The sequence below is a fragment of the Neobacillus sp. B24 genome (genome assembly GCF_055381825.1).
Genome location: NZ_AP035777.1, coordinates 3,063,061 through 3,078,406 on the forward strand (window position 1 = coordinate 3,063,061; position 15,346 = coordinate 3,078,406).

Below are 15,346 nucleotides of genomic sequence, written 5' to 3' on the forward strand. Positions count from 1 at the left end.
TCATCGGGCGGGTAACACTTAAAAAAACAAAAAAGACCAAACATGCAGCAACATGTCAGGTCTAACATACTATCCCTCAATGAGAGTCCTTAGAGGCAATATAATCAATAAAAAACACTTCCAAATCAAGATCAAGCTAAGTCTCCCTATCATCTAAATTTGCCGGAGTCTTTACCTTGTGAGCCCTAATGATGTGTCCTTTCCATATTCTCAATATTTAAAAAAAGAAATGGGATGCTATAAACACTCTGAGGACCAATTGTAGTGATAAAATGTTAAAAATTATTCCACACTCACTAGCAATTCAAAATCTTTTTCTATAATTTAAGAAACACTTTATAATCATCACACTGGCTTAATAGTTTTGGTAGTCTAAGATTTCCCTTTACTATATACCAGCTCTTTTAGCCATGATCTCCATTGTTTGTTTACTTTCAAACATGATGCGTTCTTCGTCCAAGGTTAGTACCTCTCTATTTTTCATAACTATTTTTCCGTCTATAATGACATCTTCTACATCTTTACTTGTTACTGATTCAACAATTGTATTTACAAGATTTCTTGATGGCAAAATATGCGGTTGATCAATGTCAACTAAAATAACATCTGCTTTTTTCCCAACCTCAATGGCTCCAATTTCATCCTCAATCTGCAGCACCTGCGCACCACCATATGTAATCATTTTTATTAATTCTTTCGCAGGTAATACTTGTGGATCAAAGATTGGAAGTCCCCAATAAGCATTGATTCCCGAATGAAATACTCGTATTTCATCAAAGAGGCTTAAATTGGAGGATGATGAACCATCACTGCCTATTCCAATTGGCATGCCAAGCTGTACCATCCTTGGTGTTTTGGGAAAGCCGTGGGAAGTAAAGTTTGCACGTGGACAATGAACCAGCTTTACATTTCTTTCTTTCAGAACTTCGATTTCATTTTCGGAGTACACTACATTATGTGCTGTTACTAAATTGGGACCGAGGGCACCAATTGAATCTAGATATTCAACAGGTCTTAATTTGTATCTTTCCAAACAGAAACGGACCTCATCGCGGTGTTCTGCCAAATGTGCATGCACCGATGTATTCTTTGCTCTTGCTAAATCGGTAGTTGCCTGGATTAATTCAGGAGAACATGACATGACTTGACGAATACCATACCAGATCCGGATTCTTCCATCCCCGGCACCATTGTATTTATTAAATAACCAGTTTGTATTATCAAGAATTTCTTCCATTGGGTGCTTCATCGTATCCGGAAGAAAATCCCCCATATCAATCGCAGATCGGGTGATAGCAGCTCGCATTCCTGACTCAATTGTTGCATCAACAACTCTATGCATATGCACTCCGCCAGCATCTGCAAAGGTGGTTGTTCCAGATTTAATCATTTCTAAGGTACTTAATTGTGCACTAACATAGACATCCTCTTCCTGTAAATTCCCCTCAAAGGGTACCAAGATTCTGGACCAAATCATTGGTAATTCGTCCATTGTTCTTCCTTTTAATAATTGCTGACAAATATGTGTATGGGCATCAACCAATCCAGGCATACAAAGTTTTCCTTTGCCTTCAAGAATATTCTCGGGTTGATACTTCTCATTAATAACCTGGTAAACTCCAATTTCAATAATTCTAGTATCACTTATTACAATTGATTGATCATACAATATTTCAAAATCCGGTGTCAAAATTGCACAATTTTTAATGACGATATCGCATTTCATCACAGAACTCCTCTCATTTAGATGTCACCTTACAGTCCATCAATTCTACTTATATGAATAATGCGGATTCATTTTGCAGTGGTTCTTATTTCAAGAACTCTGTTCTCTTAAATCCGAAAAAAATTTTATCTGTTAAACGATTTCATAAACTCTTCCACTTGCTTACTAGTTGGCATCCCGCTTTGGGCTCCCATTTTAGTGGTTGAAAGAGCTGCGGCCGCATTACCAAACTGACATGCTACTTTTAAAGAAGCTCCCTTACTTAAAGCAACCGCGAAAGCACCATTAAACGTATCACCTGCACCAGTAGTATCAACAACATTTATAGGATATGCAGGAATTTTATGCTCCACATCATTTTTAAAAAAAGAAACTCCCTCATCACCTTTCGTGACAATTAATTTTGACATAATATGAGCTGGCATGAAGTCCTCTTTTAGAAGCTCCCATTCATGTTCATTTGGTGTCAAATAATCAACCTGTTGGAGGAGATCTACTGGAAGCTTACGAACTGGTGTTGGATTTAGAATAACTGTTACATTGTATTCCTTTGCAATCTCAACAGCTTTAATTACACTTTCCAATGGTATTTCAAGCTGTAAAAGCAAAATATCAGTAGCTGCTATAACTTCTCTTTTTGTCTCTATAAAATCGGGTGTTACATGTTTACCTGCTCCCTGAACGACAATAATACTATTATCCGATTCGGATACAATAATGGTTGCTGTTCCAGTCTGTCCTTCTACAAATTTTACATTCGCCACATTTATGTTCTGAGTATTAAAATAATCAACTAGTTCTCTTCCAAAAGCGTCATTTCCTACACAACCTATCAAATTGACATTACCACCAAGACGAGCCGCTGCGATAGCTTGATTTGCTCCTTTACCACCAGGATTTGTCTGAAAATGAGTCCCAAAAACAGTTTCACCCTTATTTGGCATTTGCTCTGATACCGTCACCATATCCATATGTATTGAACCTATAATCGTAATTTTTGAGTATTTCATCTATTTTCCCCCCTAACAGTTTTGAATTATTTTTGCCTGCTTTTTATAGACCATACTTTTATTAGAGTTAGATTACATGAGTAAAAAAGCTATCCATAAATCTTTTTGCATTTACTTGAACACTTACCATGGAATTGGCGATGCCTACCCGATGTAAATCTTCAGTTGTTCTCCCAAGTTCCTTCTCATCTAAATCCACATCTATATGTAATGGAACTGTTGTTACTAAATCTGGATAAGCAGCAACACCTATAGCCAATGGGTCATGAAGGGCACAACCTTCTAAATAGGGATGTAATTTTTTATAGGCATTTAGGTAGTGTTCTGTAAAGTCAGCAAATAGCATACTGGCCTTTGTTCCTTTTTCTCTCCACCTTTTCACATCTTCAGCTGTAAGCAGTGTCTTTCTAGTTACATCTAATCCAACAAGAGTAAGAGGAAGGTTTGAGTTAAACACTATTTTTGCAGCTTCAGGATCAATATAAATATTCGCTTCTGCGAACTTATTGACATTGCCAGGAGTCATTATCGCCCCTCCCATAGTAACAACTCTCCCAACCATCTCGACAATCTCAGGTGCCTTTTGGATAGCTCGGGCGAGATTCGTGAGCGGTCCTGTCGTAACAAGGGTCAAATCTTGTTTATAGAGATGAACCTGTTCAATAATATAATCGATAGCATCCATTTCCGTTCTTTCCGGGTTTGCAACTGGTCCTAACGTATCACCGAGGCCATCCATTCCATGGATAATTCCGTTATATTCTTTTTTCCGGAACAGTGGCTGTTCTGAACCTGTGTAGACCGGCACGTCTTTTTCTAGTAACTCAAGTATTTTTTTTGAATTTCGATAGGTATACTCAACTGGTGCCATACCATAGGAATTGGTAATACCTAATAGTTCTACATCTGGCAATGAAACTGCATAAGCAATAGCGAGTGCATCATCAATTCCAGTATCGCAGTCCAATATCATTTTTTTCTTCATTTACTTTACCCCTTTTCTGCATAGAAAGCCTTTAGTTACCCTTCTTTAATTAGAAGGGGTTTGATAAAAATCTATCAAACCCACTCAAACTCATTAACATTAAAAGTCGTTTATGCTGAGATTTTATTATTATCCTTTTTAGACGTTGAAATGAAGCTTGCCCCATAATTTAGCTTAGACAGATATCTTGGTGACATCTTCTTCACAACAAAGAATGCCACGACAACTGATAATATTTTGTCTACACTTTCTACTAAAATGGCTCCAGAAATGACAGATGTCCAAATACTTTTACCGGAGGCGAGGAATACAGCCGTAACGGCATCTACTGATTTACCGGTAGCTCCACCAAATACAATAACAGCAGTAGGAGAGGCAACAAGTGTGGTAACCAGAGTAATGATTATGGCTGCCACAATCATTTTCCAAACTTTTTTAAACATTCCTCCCTTAGACATAAAACCGACAACCAAGCCAATCAAAATCGAGACAGGTGCAAAAAACAAACTAGTTGGGTTGGTAATCGAATTAACCAGGTTCGTACATAAGCCTGTAACTGCGCCAACCCATGGTCCCGCGATCATAGAAACGACAATCGTTCCAATTGTATCAAGATGCACAGGCAGTCTTAGAAGCTGAACAATTTGACTACTAACAAAGTTAATTGCGACACCAACAGGAATTAATAAGATAGCTAATAAAGTAAAATCGTATTTTAAACCGCGTTTCATTCCATCCATCCCCTTTTTTATAATTGATTTTGAAATATTACCAGGTAATAAACCTTAGTTTAATTAATACCTGGATTAACCTGCACTTTTTCCTTTTTCAAGATAAGCAATAAGCTCGTGAATATTAATAATAGAACTGCTAAAGTTAAGACTTCGTGCGAGCCTGCTCATATGTGGCTGTTTAATTTTTGCCTTTCCAATAACATCAAAGTCCCAAAATATCTCCCGTTTATTCTTATCCGCAATTTTTTGTTTATTTGCCATAACAATGACTCTTTCAAAGTTATCAACAACAAATTCCATATCATGAGTAATTGTGATAACAGTTTTGTTCTGTTTTATTAATTCTTTAATGATATACGAGATTCGCTCCATACCAAGAATGTCCTGACCAGCAGTTGGTTCATCAAGAATAATGATATCTGTATCCACTGCAAGGACACATGCTATTGTTACAAACTTCCTGGTTGAATACGGGAGGTTATATGGATTTTCGTCCAAGTACTGTTCGACACCTGCTAGTTTTGCAGCTTTTAAAACACGTTCTTTAACTTCTTCAGCTGAGAGACCTCGTTTTTTAGGTCCAAAACCAATTTCACTAAAAACATCACTATTAGATATTTTTAATGATATGGTACTGGATTTCTTATAGGAAAATAAGTTAAAAGATTATGAGGGTGTAGCGTATGTAAAAAAATAACATGTGGGATCTAATGGCTTTTTTATAGTCATCAACAGTCTATTTATAACCCAAATGTTCCAACCAAAATATAAAGTTAAAACACCAAAAAAGCCTCAATTTTGATTTGAATCGAGACTTTTTTGGTCTTTATTTGTTTCAATATCGGACCACATTATTTCCATACGCTTCGGTAAGCTGAGTGAAAGGAATATGCTCTCCTCCGTAACGAGAACAGGATTATGCCGGTGGCTTGAATATCACTTATAAAAGAGTCTAGTGAAAAGAATTGATTATAACTGTGTACTCTTACCGCTCGCGGCAGTTGATTTCGACATTGGGCTGATTTTTATTCCAAGTCTTATTTTGAAATTCTTTCATTGATTGCGGATTGTCAAGAGAAGATAAATCACCTGGATCCGTTCCTAAATAGAGCGAACGGATGACACGACGCATAATTTTTGCGCTTCTGGTTTTTGGTAAGTCGGAAACAAAATGAAGTTCCCTTGCACGCAGCGATTTTCCTAAACGTTCGGAAATCATTTGCATGAGCTCAAGAGCTAATCCTTCAGAAGGTGCGTAACCTTCATTTAGGACAACAAAACAAACGGCTGCCTCTCCTTTTAATTCATCAGGCACTCCAACTGCCCCCGACTCCAGAACTGCTGGATGGGCAATTAAAATGGATTCAATTTCTGCCGGCCCAAGTCGTTTACCTGCTATATTAAAAATATCATCAGAACGGCCAACAATCGTCCAAAAACCGTCTCTGTCCCTGGTTACTGAATCCCCATGCACCCAGGTATCTTCCCATATATTGTAGTAGGTATTCTCATATCGTTCAGGTTCTTGCCAAAAACCACTTGTCATCCCCGCCCATGGCTGCTTAATAACAAGCTCACCCACCGTTCCATATACTGGCTGGCCATTTTTATCATAAACATCTGTGTCCATCCCTGGTAGCGGTGTATTGAATCCTGTAGGTGTTATTGGGCGCAATATTGTATTGGTTAAAATACCTCCCCCGATTTCCGTACCTCCTGAAACATTTAAAATAGGAATCCTCCTTTTTCCTACTTTTTCAAATAGCCAGTTCCACGGTGCTGGATTCCATGGCTCCCCAGTTGAAGCAATTCCCTTTAGACTGGATAGATTATGTTTTTCTATGGGGCTTTCGCCATGCGGCATAAGAGAACGTATTAATGTCGGCGAAATGCCGAGCAAATTGATTTTATGATCTTCCACGAGCTTCCAAAGCCTGTTTGGGGACGGAAAATCTGGTGAGCCTTCATATACAACCATAGTAGCGCCATTTAGAAGAGAACCAAATACTAGGAATGGACCCATAATCCAACCTATATCCGTTACCCAAAAATGTACGTCTCCTGGATGGATATCCATCCCATAACCACTGTCAAATCCCCCTTTGACAGCAAAGCCAGTGTGTGTGTGCACCGTCCCCTTGGGTCGGCCTGTTGTGCCGGATGTATACAAGATCATAAAAGGATCTGAGCTGTCCATAGCTTCGCAGTCGAGCTTCGTATTATCCGTTTCGAGCATTGCCCAGTCCACATCTGTTTTGTGATTCCAAGGGACAACACGTCCTAATCTTCTCACTACAATAACTTTTTCTACGCAATCAACCATAGCTACAGCTTTATCGGCCTCTTCCTTCATTTCTATGACTCTACCTTTTCGTAAAAATCCGTCCGCAGTGATTAGTACCTTCGCATTGGCACTTTCTATTCGTGTCGCTACGGGTTCAGCTCCAAATCCCGAAAAGGAAGGAACAAATATTGCACCGATTTTAGCGATGGCCAGAACAGTAACAACAGTCTCTGGTATCATCGGAAGGTAAATAGCAACTCGGTCTCCCTTGTTTACACCCTGGCTCTTAAGACCATTAGCCACTCGATTGACCCATAAAGCCAACTCTTGGTACGTATATTTTTCTACTTTGCCATCTTCCCGCTCCCATATAACAGCCAGCCGTTCGGCTGCTCCCGGTTCGCTCATCCATTTATCAAGAGAATTATAGGTAATATTAAACTTCCCACCGACAAACCATTTAGGCCATTTTACTCCCTCGGTCAGATTAAGGACTTGTTCGTAGAGTTTAAACCATTTGAATTCCATTGCCCTCTCTGCTTCTTTCCAAAACCATTGAATATCTTTGATTGATTCCTGATAAAAGGAATCATAATCCTCAAAGCCTAGTCGCTTCATCCATTTGAACATTCGAGATGACTGAATAATTTCCTCAGTTGGGAACCAGACTGGTTTAGTCATGTTTCAATATCCTCCAAGCACGAAAAGTCTACTTTATTGTTTTAAATGCCTTTGTGGCAGGATCGTATTTATTTAATTCTCCGATCGTCTCAAGTTTTCCGTTTTTTGCTTGGGTTAAATACATTGTTGTCTGACCATAACGTGTATCTGGTGTATAATAAACATCATAATATAAGGAGCCCTCCCAATCTTTAATGGTCTCCATTTGAGAAATAAAGTTATCCCAAGTCAAATTGTCCCCGGCACGTTTAATTCCCTCTACCAAAATTTGTGCAGCTGCCCAACCAGCTTCCGCACTTCCATTCGCTTTTGCGTTTGGAAAGTCCTTTTTAAATTGATCTAAGAACTCTTTAATTTTAGGATCGTCGGTGTCGTCTGTCGTTGGCAGTGCCAGTGAGGAATATACACCTTCCCATGATTCACCGGCCAAATCATACATCACTTTTGGATCCTGTCCGATTGCATATGTGACAAACAACGGGATATCCGCAGCGCCAATTTTGCTCATTTGTTTTCTAAATGCAGCCGCTGGCTTTTGTACACCTGTCATGATAATCGCGTCAGGCTTTGCTTGTTTCAATTGCTGCGCATGGGAGCTAAAATCAATATCCTGTACATTATATGGAACTTCAGCAACGACTTCTACCCCATCTATACTCTCGATTTGGCTCTTTGCCCCTTTCAAGCCTTCCTTACCATAATCATCATTTTCGTATATGATTCCTATCTTTTTTGCTTTAAGCTCATTTACCGCGTAATTAACAAAGAATTTACCCTCGATTCCATAATTTGTTTGCGCGCCAAACCAGTTTTTTCTTAGCGGTTCAGTAAAAGCACTGGTAGAAGCAGGTGAAGGTCCGACCATTGGAATCTCTTTAAATAGTGACTCTGCCGCCTGATGACATGGAGTACATGGAGTGCCAACAATCGCAAAGACCTTGTCTTCCTGAACTAACTTTGTTGCTACTGGTACCGTTTTATTTGGCTGATATTCATTATCGTAAGCAATAAACTTTATTTTTCTGCCGTTTATTCCACCTTTTTCGTTTACCAGGTTAAAATATGATTGGGCTCCTTGCCGAATCGCGTCATAGTTTGCAGCAAAACCAGTTTGCGGACCAAAATGGCCAATACGAATTTCAGTGTCCGTGACACCCTGGACACCCTTTTTTCCTGATCCGCCTTTAGAAGAGGTCTCAGACTGATTACAGGCAGCCAGACTAACAACTAAAAGCATGCTTAAAAGAACTGTTCCAATCAACCGCAATTTTTTCACCCAAATTCCCCCTTATTCATATAGTAAAATCATAAATTTTACTAATAAACACTAATTGCTGAACATTCGCTTTCTTTATCCTCCTAGATAAAGCTTTTTAATTTCTTCATTATTTCTTAGGTGCTCAGCGGATCCTTCAAGTTCCAAATGGCCATTTTCTAACACATATCCGTAATTTGAGATTTCTAATGCCTTGTGTGCGTTTTGCTCTACTAACAGAATAGATGTGCCTTCATCGTTAATTTTTTTAATAATCGAATCAATTTCATAATTCCTTATTTTAAAGAATCACAGACCTGCAGAATTTTTATCTATTCAATTTTTAAAATTTATGCTGCTTGTTTTTGACTATTTAAAGCGGCATTAATACGATCAGCGGCCAGTTTTGAAGCATTATAAACCAAGGTCACTAGATCAAAGTGAACTTTGGCGCGTTTACCTGTCCGGTAACGAACATTGTTTAATTGAAAGTATAACTTAAGATAAGCATTCACACGTTCCACTGCGGTACGTCGTTTAAAGATAGTTTTCCAAACTTTCGAGCCACGGGCTGGTGCTGTATATTTTCGGAGGTCTGTCGTGATTTTCACTTTATAGATCTTTTGACAAATACCCTCATTGGCTAGCGGACAGTCTTTACATTCCTTTGGACGTGTATATTTGAGTGTTTTGTATTTTGGATCGAAACTATCATATCGATACGAGTGTTCCCGGAAACAAGTGGGGGCGAAATGTTTATCAAAACCTTCTAACTCAGGTTCATTACGCTTGTTATAGGCAATCACAGATTGTTGACCCAATCGGTGAATTTGTTCGTAAATCGGTTCGTAGTCATATCCTGCATCCATCGTTTGATAACGTAAAGTCGGAAGTTGAAGACGCTCATGGATTCCTTTTAATAAAGGAATCGCTGCCTTTCCGTCGTTTAAATTTCCAGAAGAAAAGAGAGATTGAAGAATATATTGGCTTTTTGCTCCAACAGCTAAATGAGCCTTATAGCCATACCAAAAAACATTCTTTCCTTCGCTGTTTTTCTTCACACCCCATTCGGGGTGTTGAGGAATTTCAGCACGAAGTTGATCTAAAGGAACATCTAACTGTTCTTCAATTTTCTTTTCGAAAAGGGGTAGATTGGCTTCGCGTTCAGCTTTTTCAATCAACCATTGTTCTCTTTCTTCTTTTGATTTACGCCCACGTTTCTTGGGTTCTGTTTTTGGTTTTTCCTCTTTTGGAGGTGCTTGATCTTTGGCTTCAAAGTGTGTGGCATCAAGGGCTGCTGTATCATCAGTGATAAATCCTTCTGTCATGGCTTGATATAGAATTGTTTCTTTAACATCTTCAAGAACATTAGATTCACTGAGGATCGTCACCATTCTTGAATAAGCTGCCTCAGAAGGGACAGTATCAGAAACCAAAAAGCCGCAGTCTAGTCGGAAAATCATATCGTTTCTTAATCGCTTTACCAAATCTTTAATGAATGGAATCCGTTCCGTTAATCGGGCAACTAATGAGTAAATCATCGCTGCATAATTCAGTTCAATGGGTCTACCAAAACGAGACTTCTTCGTTACCACAGCGAAGATAGGATCAATGTCGATAGCAGAAAAAACTGCTTCAAAACGATGGGTAGGTTCTAAATCATATAATTCTTGTAGTCCAAACAGGCTTCCTTGCCTTATAATAGTCATAGGGAGTCTTCCTCCAGTCTATAAGTTTGTGTGGTGCTTACTTATTTCGACATTTTGGGGAGGTACTCCTTTTTTTAGTGCTTGAAAGCCTTGAGCCCGTAGGGCTCAGATTTATGAAATTGATTCAATCGAAAAAATTTCATTTGCAAAATTAGGTGCCAGCCCTAGAGAAGGTTCATCCAAAAGTAAGACCTTCGGATTACCCATTAAAGAACGCCCGATGGCAAGCATTTGCTGCTCTCCCCCGCTTAACGTTCCGGCCACCTGTTTTAGCCGCTCCTTTATCCTCGGAAACAACTCGAATATTTTATCCAAGTCTTTTTTTATATGATTATCCTTACGAGTGTAAGCTCCTATTCTTAAATTCTCCTCCACGGTAAACTTTGGGAAAATTCTACGATTTTCAGGACAATGTATAATCCTCTTTCTTACTACAGCAGCTGGAGAATATTTTAAGAGAGATAATCCATCAAACTCTATTGTTCCTTTTTTGGGCGTAACCAGCCTGGAAATCGTTTTTAGTGTCGTTGATTTTCCCGCCCCATTAGCGCCTAATAATGCAACAATTTTTCCAGGTTCCAACCTTAATGAAATATTATTTAAAGCCTGGACGTGACCATAATTGACGGATACTTCTTTAAGTGATAGCAATCGATTCTCCCTCCCCTAAGTAAGCCTCAATTACTTCAGAATTATTTTGGATTTCGTGAGGCAGTCCCTCAGCTATTTTTTTACCGAAATTCATGACCGTAATGTAATCAGATATTTTCATCACGAGCGACATATCATGCTCTATTAACAATACAGTGATGTTCATTTCTTCTTTTAATCGAACAATCAGCTTTCCGAGAACCTCCGTTTCAGTCGGGTTCATGCCAGCCACCGGTTCATCGAGCAACAGAAGTTTTGGTTTTGTAATCAAGGCGCGACCGATATCGACCATTTTTTGATAGCCGAAAGGTAAATTGACAACCTCCTCATTGGGTAGATGACGTAACCCGAGGATCTCCAGAATTTCTTCTGCTTTCTTCTTGGCCTCTTTCTCTGCAGTTCTAAATGAAGGAAAGTTAAAGGCAATGGATAACAGATTTTTTTTAATATGCGGGTGCAGCCCAGTCAATAAATTATCGATTAAACTCATTTTGGAAAATAGTTCAACGTTTTGGAAGCTTCGGGCAATTCCAAAATGAATTATTTGGTGTGGTTTAGCCGCCAGCAGATTTTGGCCATTGAAGGTAATATTGCCGGACACAGGTGTATACAACCGATTAATGCAGTTAAAAACAGTAGTTTTACCGGCACCATTAGGACCAATTAAAGAGAAAATTTGACCTTCATCAACCTGAAATGAGAGATTATTTATTGCCGTTAGTCCACCAAATTTAAGAACCACATTATCAAATGTTAGCATTGCGTTCACCACCTAGAACTGCTTTTTCCATTCGTTTCGCATGTTCTCCCGATTTCTTTCTGCTTTTTCGAATGGAGATGAGACCGTTCGGAAAGAAGATAATCACAAGTCCCATGACTAACCCGATCACCGTGTTCGTTACCCCAATCCAACGGTCAGTCATATATGGTAAAAGCGTCATCAAGGCAGCTCCAAGGACAGAGCCCGGTAAGGAGGCCATCCCTCCGACGATGATCATGGCAAGAATTAAAAATGAAGTTGTCACTGTGAAATCATTGGGACTAATAAACCCTACCATGAAAACGTAAAGTCCCCCTGCAAGACCGGTAATGACTGCACTAATGGCAAACATGAGCGCCTTATATAGAGTTACATTAATACCCATTACGGAGGCTGCAATTTCACTCTCGCGAATAGCGATAAAAGCTCTTCCCATACTGCTGTGAATCATATTGTAGATGACCCAGGCAAGAAATATCGTGGCAAAAACCACAAGATAATAAAAACTGAAGCTTGTAGCGAACAAGGGTGGTTTCATTACCGAAATCCCGGCAAAACCACCGGTAAGCTTATCCCATTTCATTGCAATGAGTGGTATTGATACACCAAATCCGAGTGTAGCTACTGCCAAAAAGTGCCCTTTTAATCGAACAGCCGGTATCCCGATAAGAAATCCGATGATTCCCGATACTACCCCTGAAAGAGGAAGTGCAACCCAAAAAGGTATTCCTAACTTTGTTGAAAAAATCGCGGCGGAATAAGCCCCTATTGATAGAAAGCCAGCGTGTCCAACTGAAACTTGTCCGCCATACCCAGTAAGCAAGTTTAATCCAAGTGAGGCAATAGCATAAATGGCTACCATATTAACGATGATTATATAATAATTCGAGCCGCCTACGATTATTGGATAAAACAGAATTAGGATAAATAGCAAGAGCGACCATTTATGCCTTAACATTTTCTCCACCTCCCATCACACCTTTCTTGAGTATTCAACACCAAACAGACCATTTGGCCTTACATAAAGAATGAGGATAATCAACAGGAAAACCAATGGCGTTTTTAGTTCTGTAGACACATATGTTGATACCAAATTTTCAAAAACCCCAATACAGAGCCCGCCGACTACTGCTCCCGGTAAACTCACAAACCCACCTAAAACTGCAGCCGCAAATGCTAGAATAGAAACTTCCTGCATCATGTTAGGATCAAGAAATGTGATAGGAGCAATTAACATGCCAGCTACTCCGCCAAGTACAGTTCCAATTCCCCACGCCCATGTAAAAATGCCTAAAACCTTAACTCCCATTAGCTGTGAAGTATGTACATCCTGTGAAGCAGCACGCATTGCTAAGCCTATTTTTGTATATTGAAAAACAATATAAAAGACAACCATTAAAAAGAGAGATACACCGATCACGAATAATTCATTGGGTTTAATAAATATTTGACCCATTTTAAATGGTTCACCTGGAACGGCTTCTGGAAAACCAACAGGAACATGTCCCCAAATGATTCCGGCAATTCCTCGTAAAAACATGTACAAAGCAAGTGTCAATACAATTTGATTTAACAGTGGAGCTTTTTGTACCGGTCTCATCACAATTTGATGAGTCACAATACCTATTACAGCCGCAAATATTAACGATAAAATGAATGCTGTATAATAAGAAAAACCATGGCTGTTAAGCAAAATGAAGCTAAAAAAGGTTGTAAACATCGCCATTTCACCTTGTGCGAAATTCACAACATCTGTCGTCTTATAAATCAATACTAATCCCAGCGCGGCCAGTCCATAAATACATCCTATCGCTAAACCGCTTACAATTGTTTGTAACAGCATTCGTCCTCTTCCTTTCCATTTACTTTTTTTACTTTCGTAAATCTCTTTTATCACTAGAAACTCGTTAAAATGCGACCCTTTTACCTTATGCCTATTTTACGAATCTTATAAATATTCTTTGCTTTTTATCTGAACTAAAAAAATAGATCTATAGTAACAATGTAATCGTTATTTATAGATAAAACGCAAAAAAACCTCCTCCAGTAACTTTCCCAGAGGAGATTTTACAAATCTATTTTTTTCCATCTAACAAGTTCCTTAGCAATGGAAGACTTTTTCCCTCTTCCGTTTTTATAATTCGTTAATTGTATATTAAAATAGTTAATATACTCGGTAATGGCAAAAATATAAACACAACCTGTTAAAAAACAACTTAAAAAGGATGCTCGTTCTAATAAAATAATATCAATAATTAGTATGATGGGTGTTAAACATAGGAGTGTAATGTTTATTTTTTTCAGTTTGTTGAGAGACTTGGCGAGATTGAGTAATATTTTCCTTTTAGTCTTAACTCTTTTCCATTTTATAAACCAATAAAAACTACCTTGCAATAGGATGAAAGATACTTTTATTTTCCGTTTACACTTTATTTCTGTTCCATTTTCATCAAATTTAGTAGATAATGACAAAATTGATGTGAAAACCTGTTTATACTATCCAATAAGTTGATATCTATTATTTGGTTGTTATCATCAAACTGGCTATTATGTGCAAAGATAACAGCCGGAATGACGTAACTATTTAGATATCCCGCCAAAGGTTTTAACTGATTTTCAGCTACAAGAAAATGGTTATGGTTTCCCCCTGTTGTTATAAATCCCATAACCTTATGTTTAAACGCTTCAGGTGGAATTAAATCAATCAAGTTTTTGAAGGCGCCGCTATAGGAGCCTTGAAAAATAGGTGTTCCCAGTACGTAGCCGTCTGCATCAAGCATTTGATCAATTACCTTCTTTGTATCACCAGTGTAATTGTTAATTGGCCGCCCGTCACAAAACTCAATTTGATAATTTTTAAGGTCCAATACTCCTACTTCTATATCAGGATTGTAAATGTTGATTTGTTCCAAAACTTTACGAACCACTTCTGCAGTTTTATTGCCAACAATGGTACCTGATACCCCTAAAATTTTCATACTGATTTCCCCCAATACTACTAAACTAACAAAAATGTTGAGAAATTATTGATTAGGCCAATTTTCAGGTATTTGGCCTACGTTTCGATTATAGTATAGCAGTGGATTCCCTTCCGAAAATGATAAATCAATTACTTCACCTAAAAGGATAAAGTGGTCTCCTGCTTCTATTTTATTAACTGTTTTGCATTCAAAAACTCCTAAGCAGTCTTTAATAATAGGTAATCCATTTTGAGAAATATCCCATTTCACCTTCGAAAAGCGATCTTTCTCCTTTCCGGCAAATGCCCAACAAGCATCAGCTTGTTCGACTGCAAGAGTGTGAACAGCGTACGTATCTCCTTTTAAAAATGCATTTAAAGCAGATGACCCTTTATCGATACACCAAAGAACCATAAGTGGATTAATAGAAACTGAAGCAAAAGAATTAACCGTTAGGCCAACTGGCTCATCGTTTTCATCCATTGTAGTTACAATTGTCACTCCGGTTGGATACTGCCCCATAATTTTCTTGAAAATTTGCGTCTCTTCTAGCAATTGCGTCATTTAAATTTACTCCTTTTTTATTCTATT

At 38.4% G+C, this 15,346-nt stretch carries 14 protein-coding genes; all 14 read right to left on the reverse strand.

Features of this window, described 5'->3' with window-relative positions; all coding sequences use genetic code 11:
- Positions 1-388: 388 nt before the first annotated feature.
- The 14 genes from ACZ43M_RS15035 to ACZ43M_RS15100 all read right to left on the reverse strand — a co-directional run bounded on the left by ACZ43M_RS15035 (position 389) and on the right by ACZ43M_RS15100 (position 15,319).
- On the reverse strand, positions 389-1,726 hold the full coding sequence (locus ACZ43M_RS15035) for an amidohydrolase family protein (protein ID WP_464503369.1): 1,338 nt from the start codon (positions 1,724-1,726) through the stop codon (positions 389-391).
- A 125-nt stretch (positions 1,727-1,851) separates the two neighbouring features.
- The gene (gene rbsK, locus ACZ43M_RS15040) at positions 1,852-2,736 is read right to left on the reverse strand and encodes a ribokinase (protein WP_464503370.1); all 885 of its coding nucleotides are present in this window, start codon (positions 2,734-2,736) and stop codon (positions 1,852-1,854) included.
- Positions 2,737-2,803: 67 nt separating this feature from the next.
- The gene (locus ACZ43M_RS15045; RefSeq protein WP_464503371.1) at positions 2,804-3,721 is read right to left on the reverse strand and encodes a nucleoside hydrolase; all 918 of its coding nucleotides are present in this window, start codon (positions 3,719-3,721) and stop codon (positions 2,804-2,806) included.
- A gap of 110 nt (positions 3,722-3,831) precedes the next feature.
- Positions 3,832-4,452 carry an ECF transporter S component gene (locus ACZ43M_RS15050; protein ID WP_464503372.1) on the reverse strand — a complete coding sequence of 207 codons (621 nt, stop codon included), beginning with the start codon at positions 4,450-4,452 and terminating at the stop codon, positions 3,832-3,834.
- Between the two features lie 75 nt (positions 4,453-4,527).
- A complete protein-coding gene (locus tag ACZ43M_RS15055) occupies positions 4,528-4,953 on the reverse strand; it encodes an ATP-binding cassette domain-containing protein (protein ID WP_464503373.1) in 426 nt (141 codons plus the stop codon).
- Positions 4,954-5,440: 487 nt separating this feature from the next.
- Positions 5,441-7,420, reverse strand: a complete 1,980-nt coding sequence (locus tag ACZ43M_RS15060; RefSeq protein ID WP_464503374.1) for an AMP-binding protein — start codon at positions 7,418-7,420, stop codon at positions 5,441-5,443.
- Positions 7,421-7,448: 28 nt separating this feature from the next.
- Positions 7,449-8,696: an ABC transporter substrate-binding protein gene (locus tag ACZ43M_RS15065; RefSeq protein WP_464503375.1), complete on the reverse strand. Its 1,248-nt coding sequence runs from the start codon at positions 8,694-8,696 to the stop codon at positions 7,449-7,451.
- 329 nt (positions 8,697-9,025) lie between these two features.
- Positions 9,026-10,384, reverse strand: a complete 1,359-nt coding sequence (locus tag ACZ43M_RS15070; RefSeq protein ID WP_464503376.1) for an IS1182 family transposase — start codon at positions 10,382-10,384, stop codon at positions 9,026-9,028.
- Between the two features lie 111 nt (positions 10,385-10,495).
- Positions 10,496-11,035: an ABC transporter ATP-binding protein gene (locus tag ACZ43M_RS15075; RefSeq protein WP_464503377.1), complete on the reverse strand. Its 540-nt coding sequence runs from the start codon at positions 11,033-11,035 to the stop codon at positions 10,496-10,498.
- Positions 11,022-11,795, reverse strand: a complete 774-nt coding sequence (locus ACZ43M_RS15080; RefSeq protein WP_464503378.1) for an ABC transporter ATP-binding protein — start codon at positions 11,793-11,795, stop codon at positions 11,022-11,024. Before ACZ43M_RS15080 ends, ACZ43M_RS15075 begins: the two co-directional genes overlap by 14 nt.
- A complete protein-coding gene (locus ACZ43M_RS15085; RefSeq protein WP_464503379.1) occupies positions 11,782-12,753 on the reverse strand; it encodes a branched-chain amino acid ABC transporter permease in 972 nt (323 codons plus the stop codon). The genes ACZ43M_RS15080 and ACZ43M_RS15085 overlap by 14 nt, the downstream gene beginning before the upstream one ends.
- A gap of 15 nt (positions 12,754-12,768) precedes the next feature.
- Positions 12,769-13,638 (reverse strand): branched-chain amino acid ABC transporter permease, encoded by an 870-nt coding sequence (locus ACZ43M_RS15090; protein ID WP_464503380.1) that lies wholly within the window; start codon positions 13,636-13,638, stop codon positions 12,769-12,771.
- 586 nt (positions 13,639-14,224) lie between these two features.
- Positions 14,225-14,773, reverse strand: a complete 549-nt coding sequence (locus ACZ43M_RS15095) for an NADPH-dependent FMN reductase (RefSeq protein WP_464503381.1) — start codon at positions 14,771-14,773, stop codon at positions 14,225-14,227.
- A 45-nt stretch (positions 14,774-14,818) separates the two neighbouring features.
- Positions 14,819-15,319 (reverse strand): flavin reductase family protein, encoded by a 501-nt coding sequence (locus ACZ43M_RS15100; RefSeq protein WP_464503382.1) that lies wholly within the window; start codon positions 15,317-15,319, stop codon positions 14,819-14,821.
- Between the last annotated feature and the right edge of the window lie 27 nt (positions 15,320-15,346).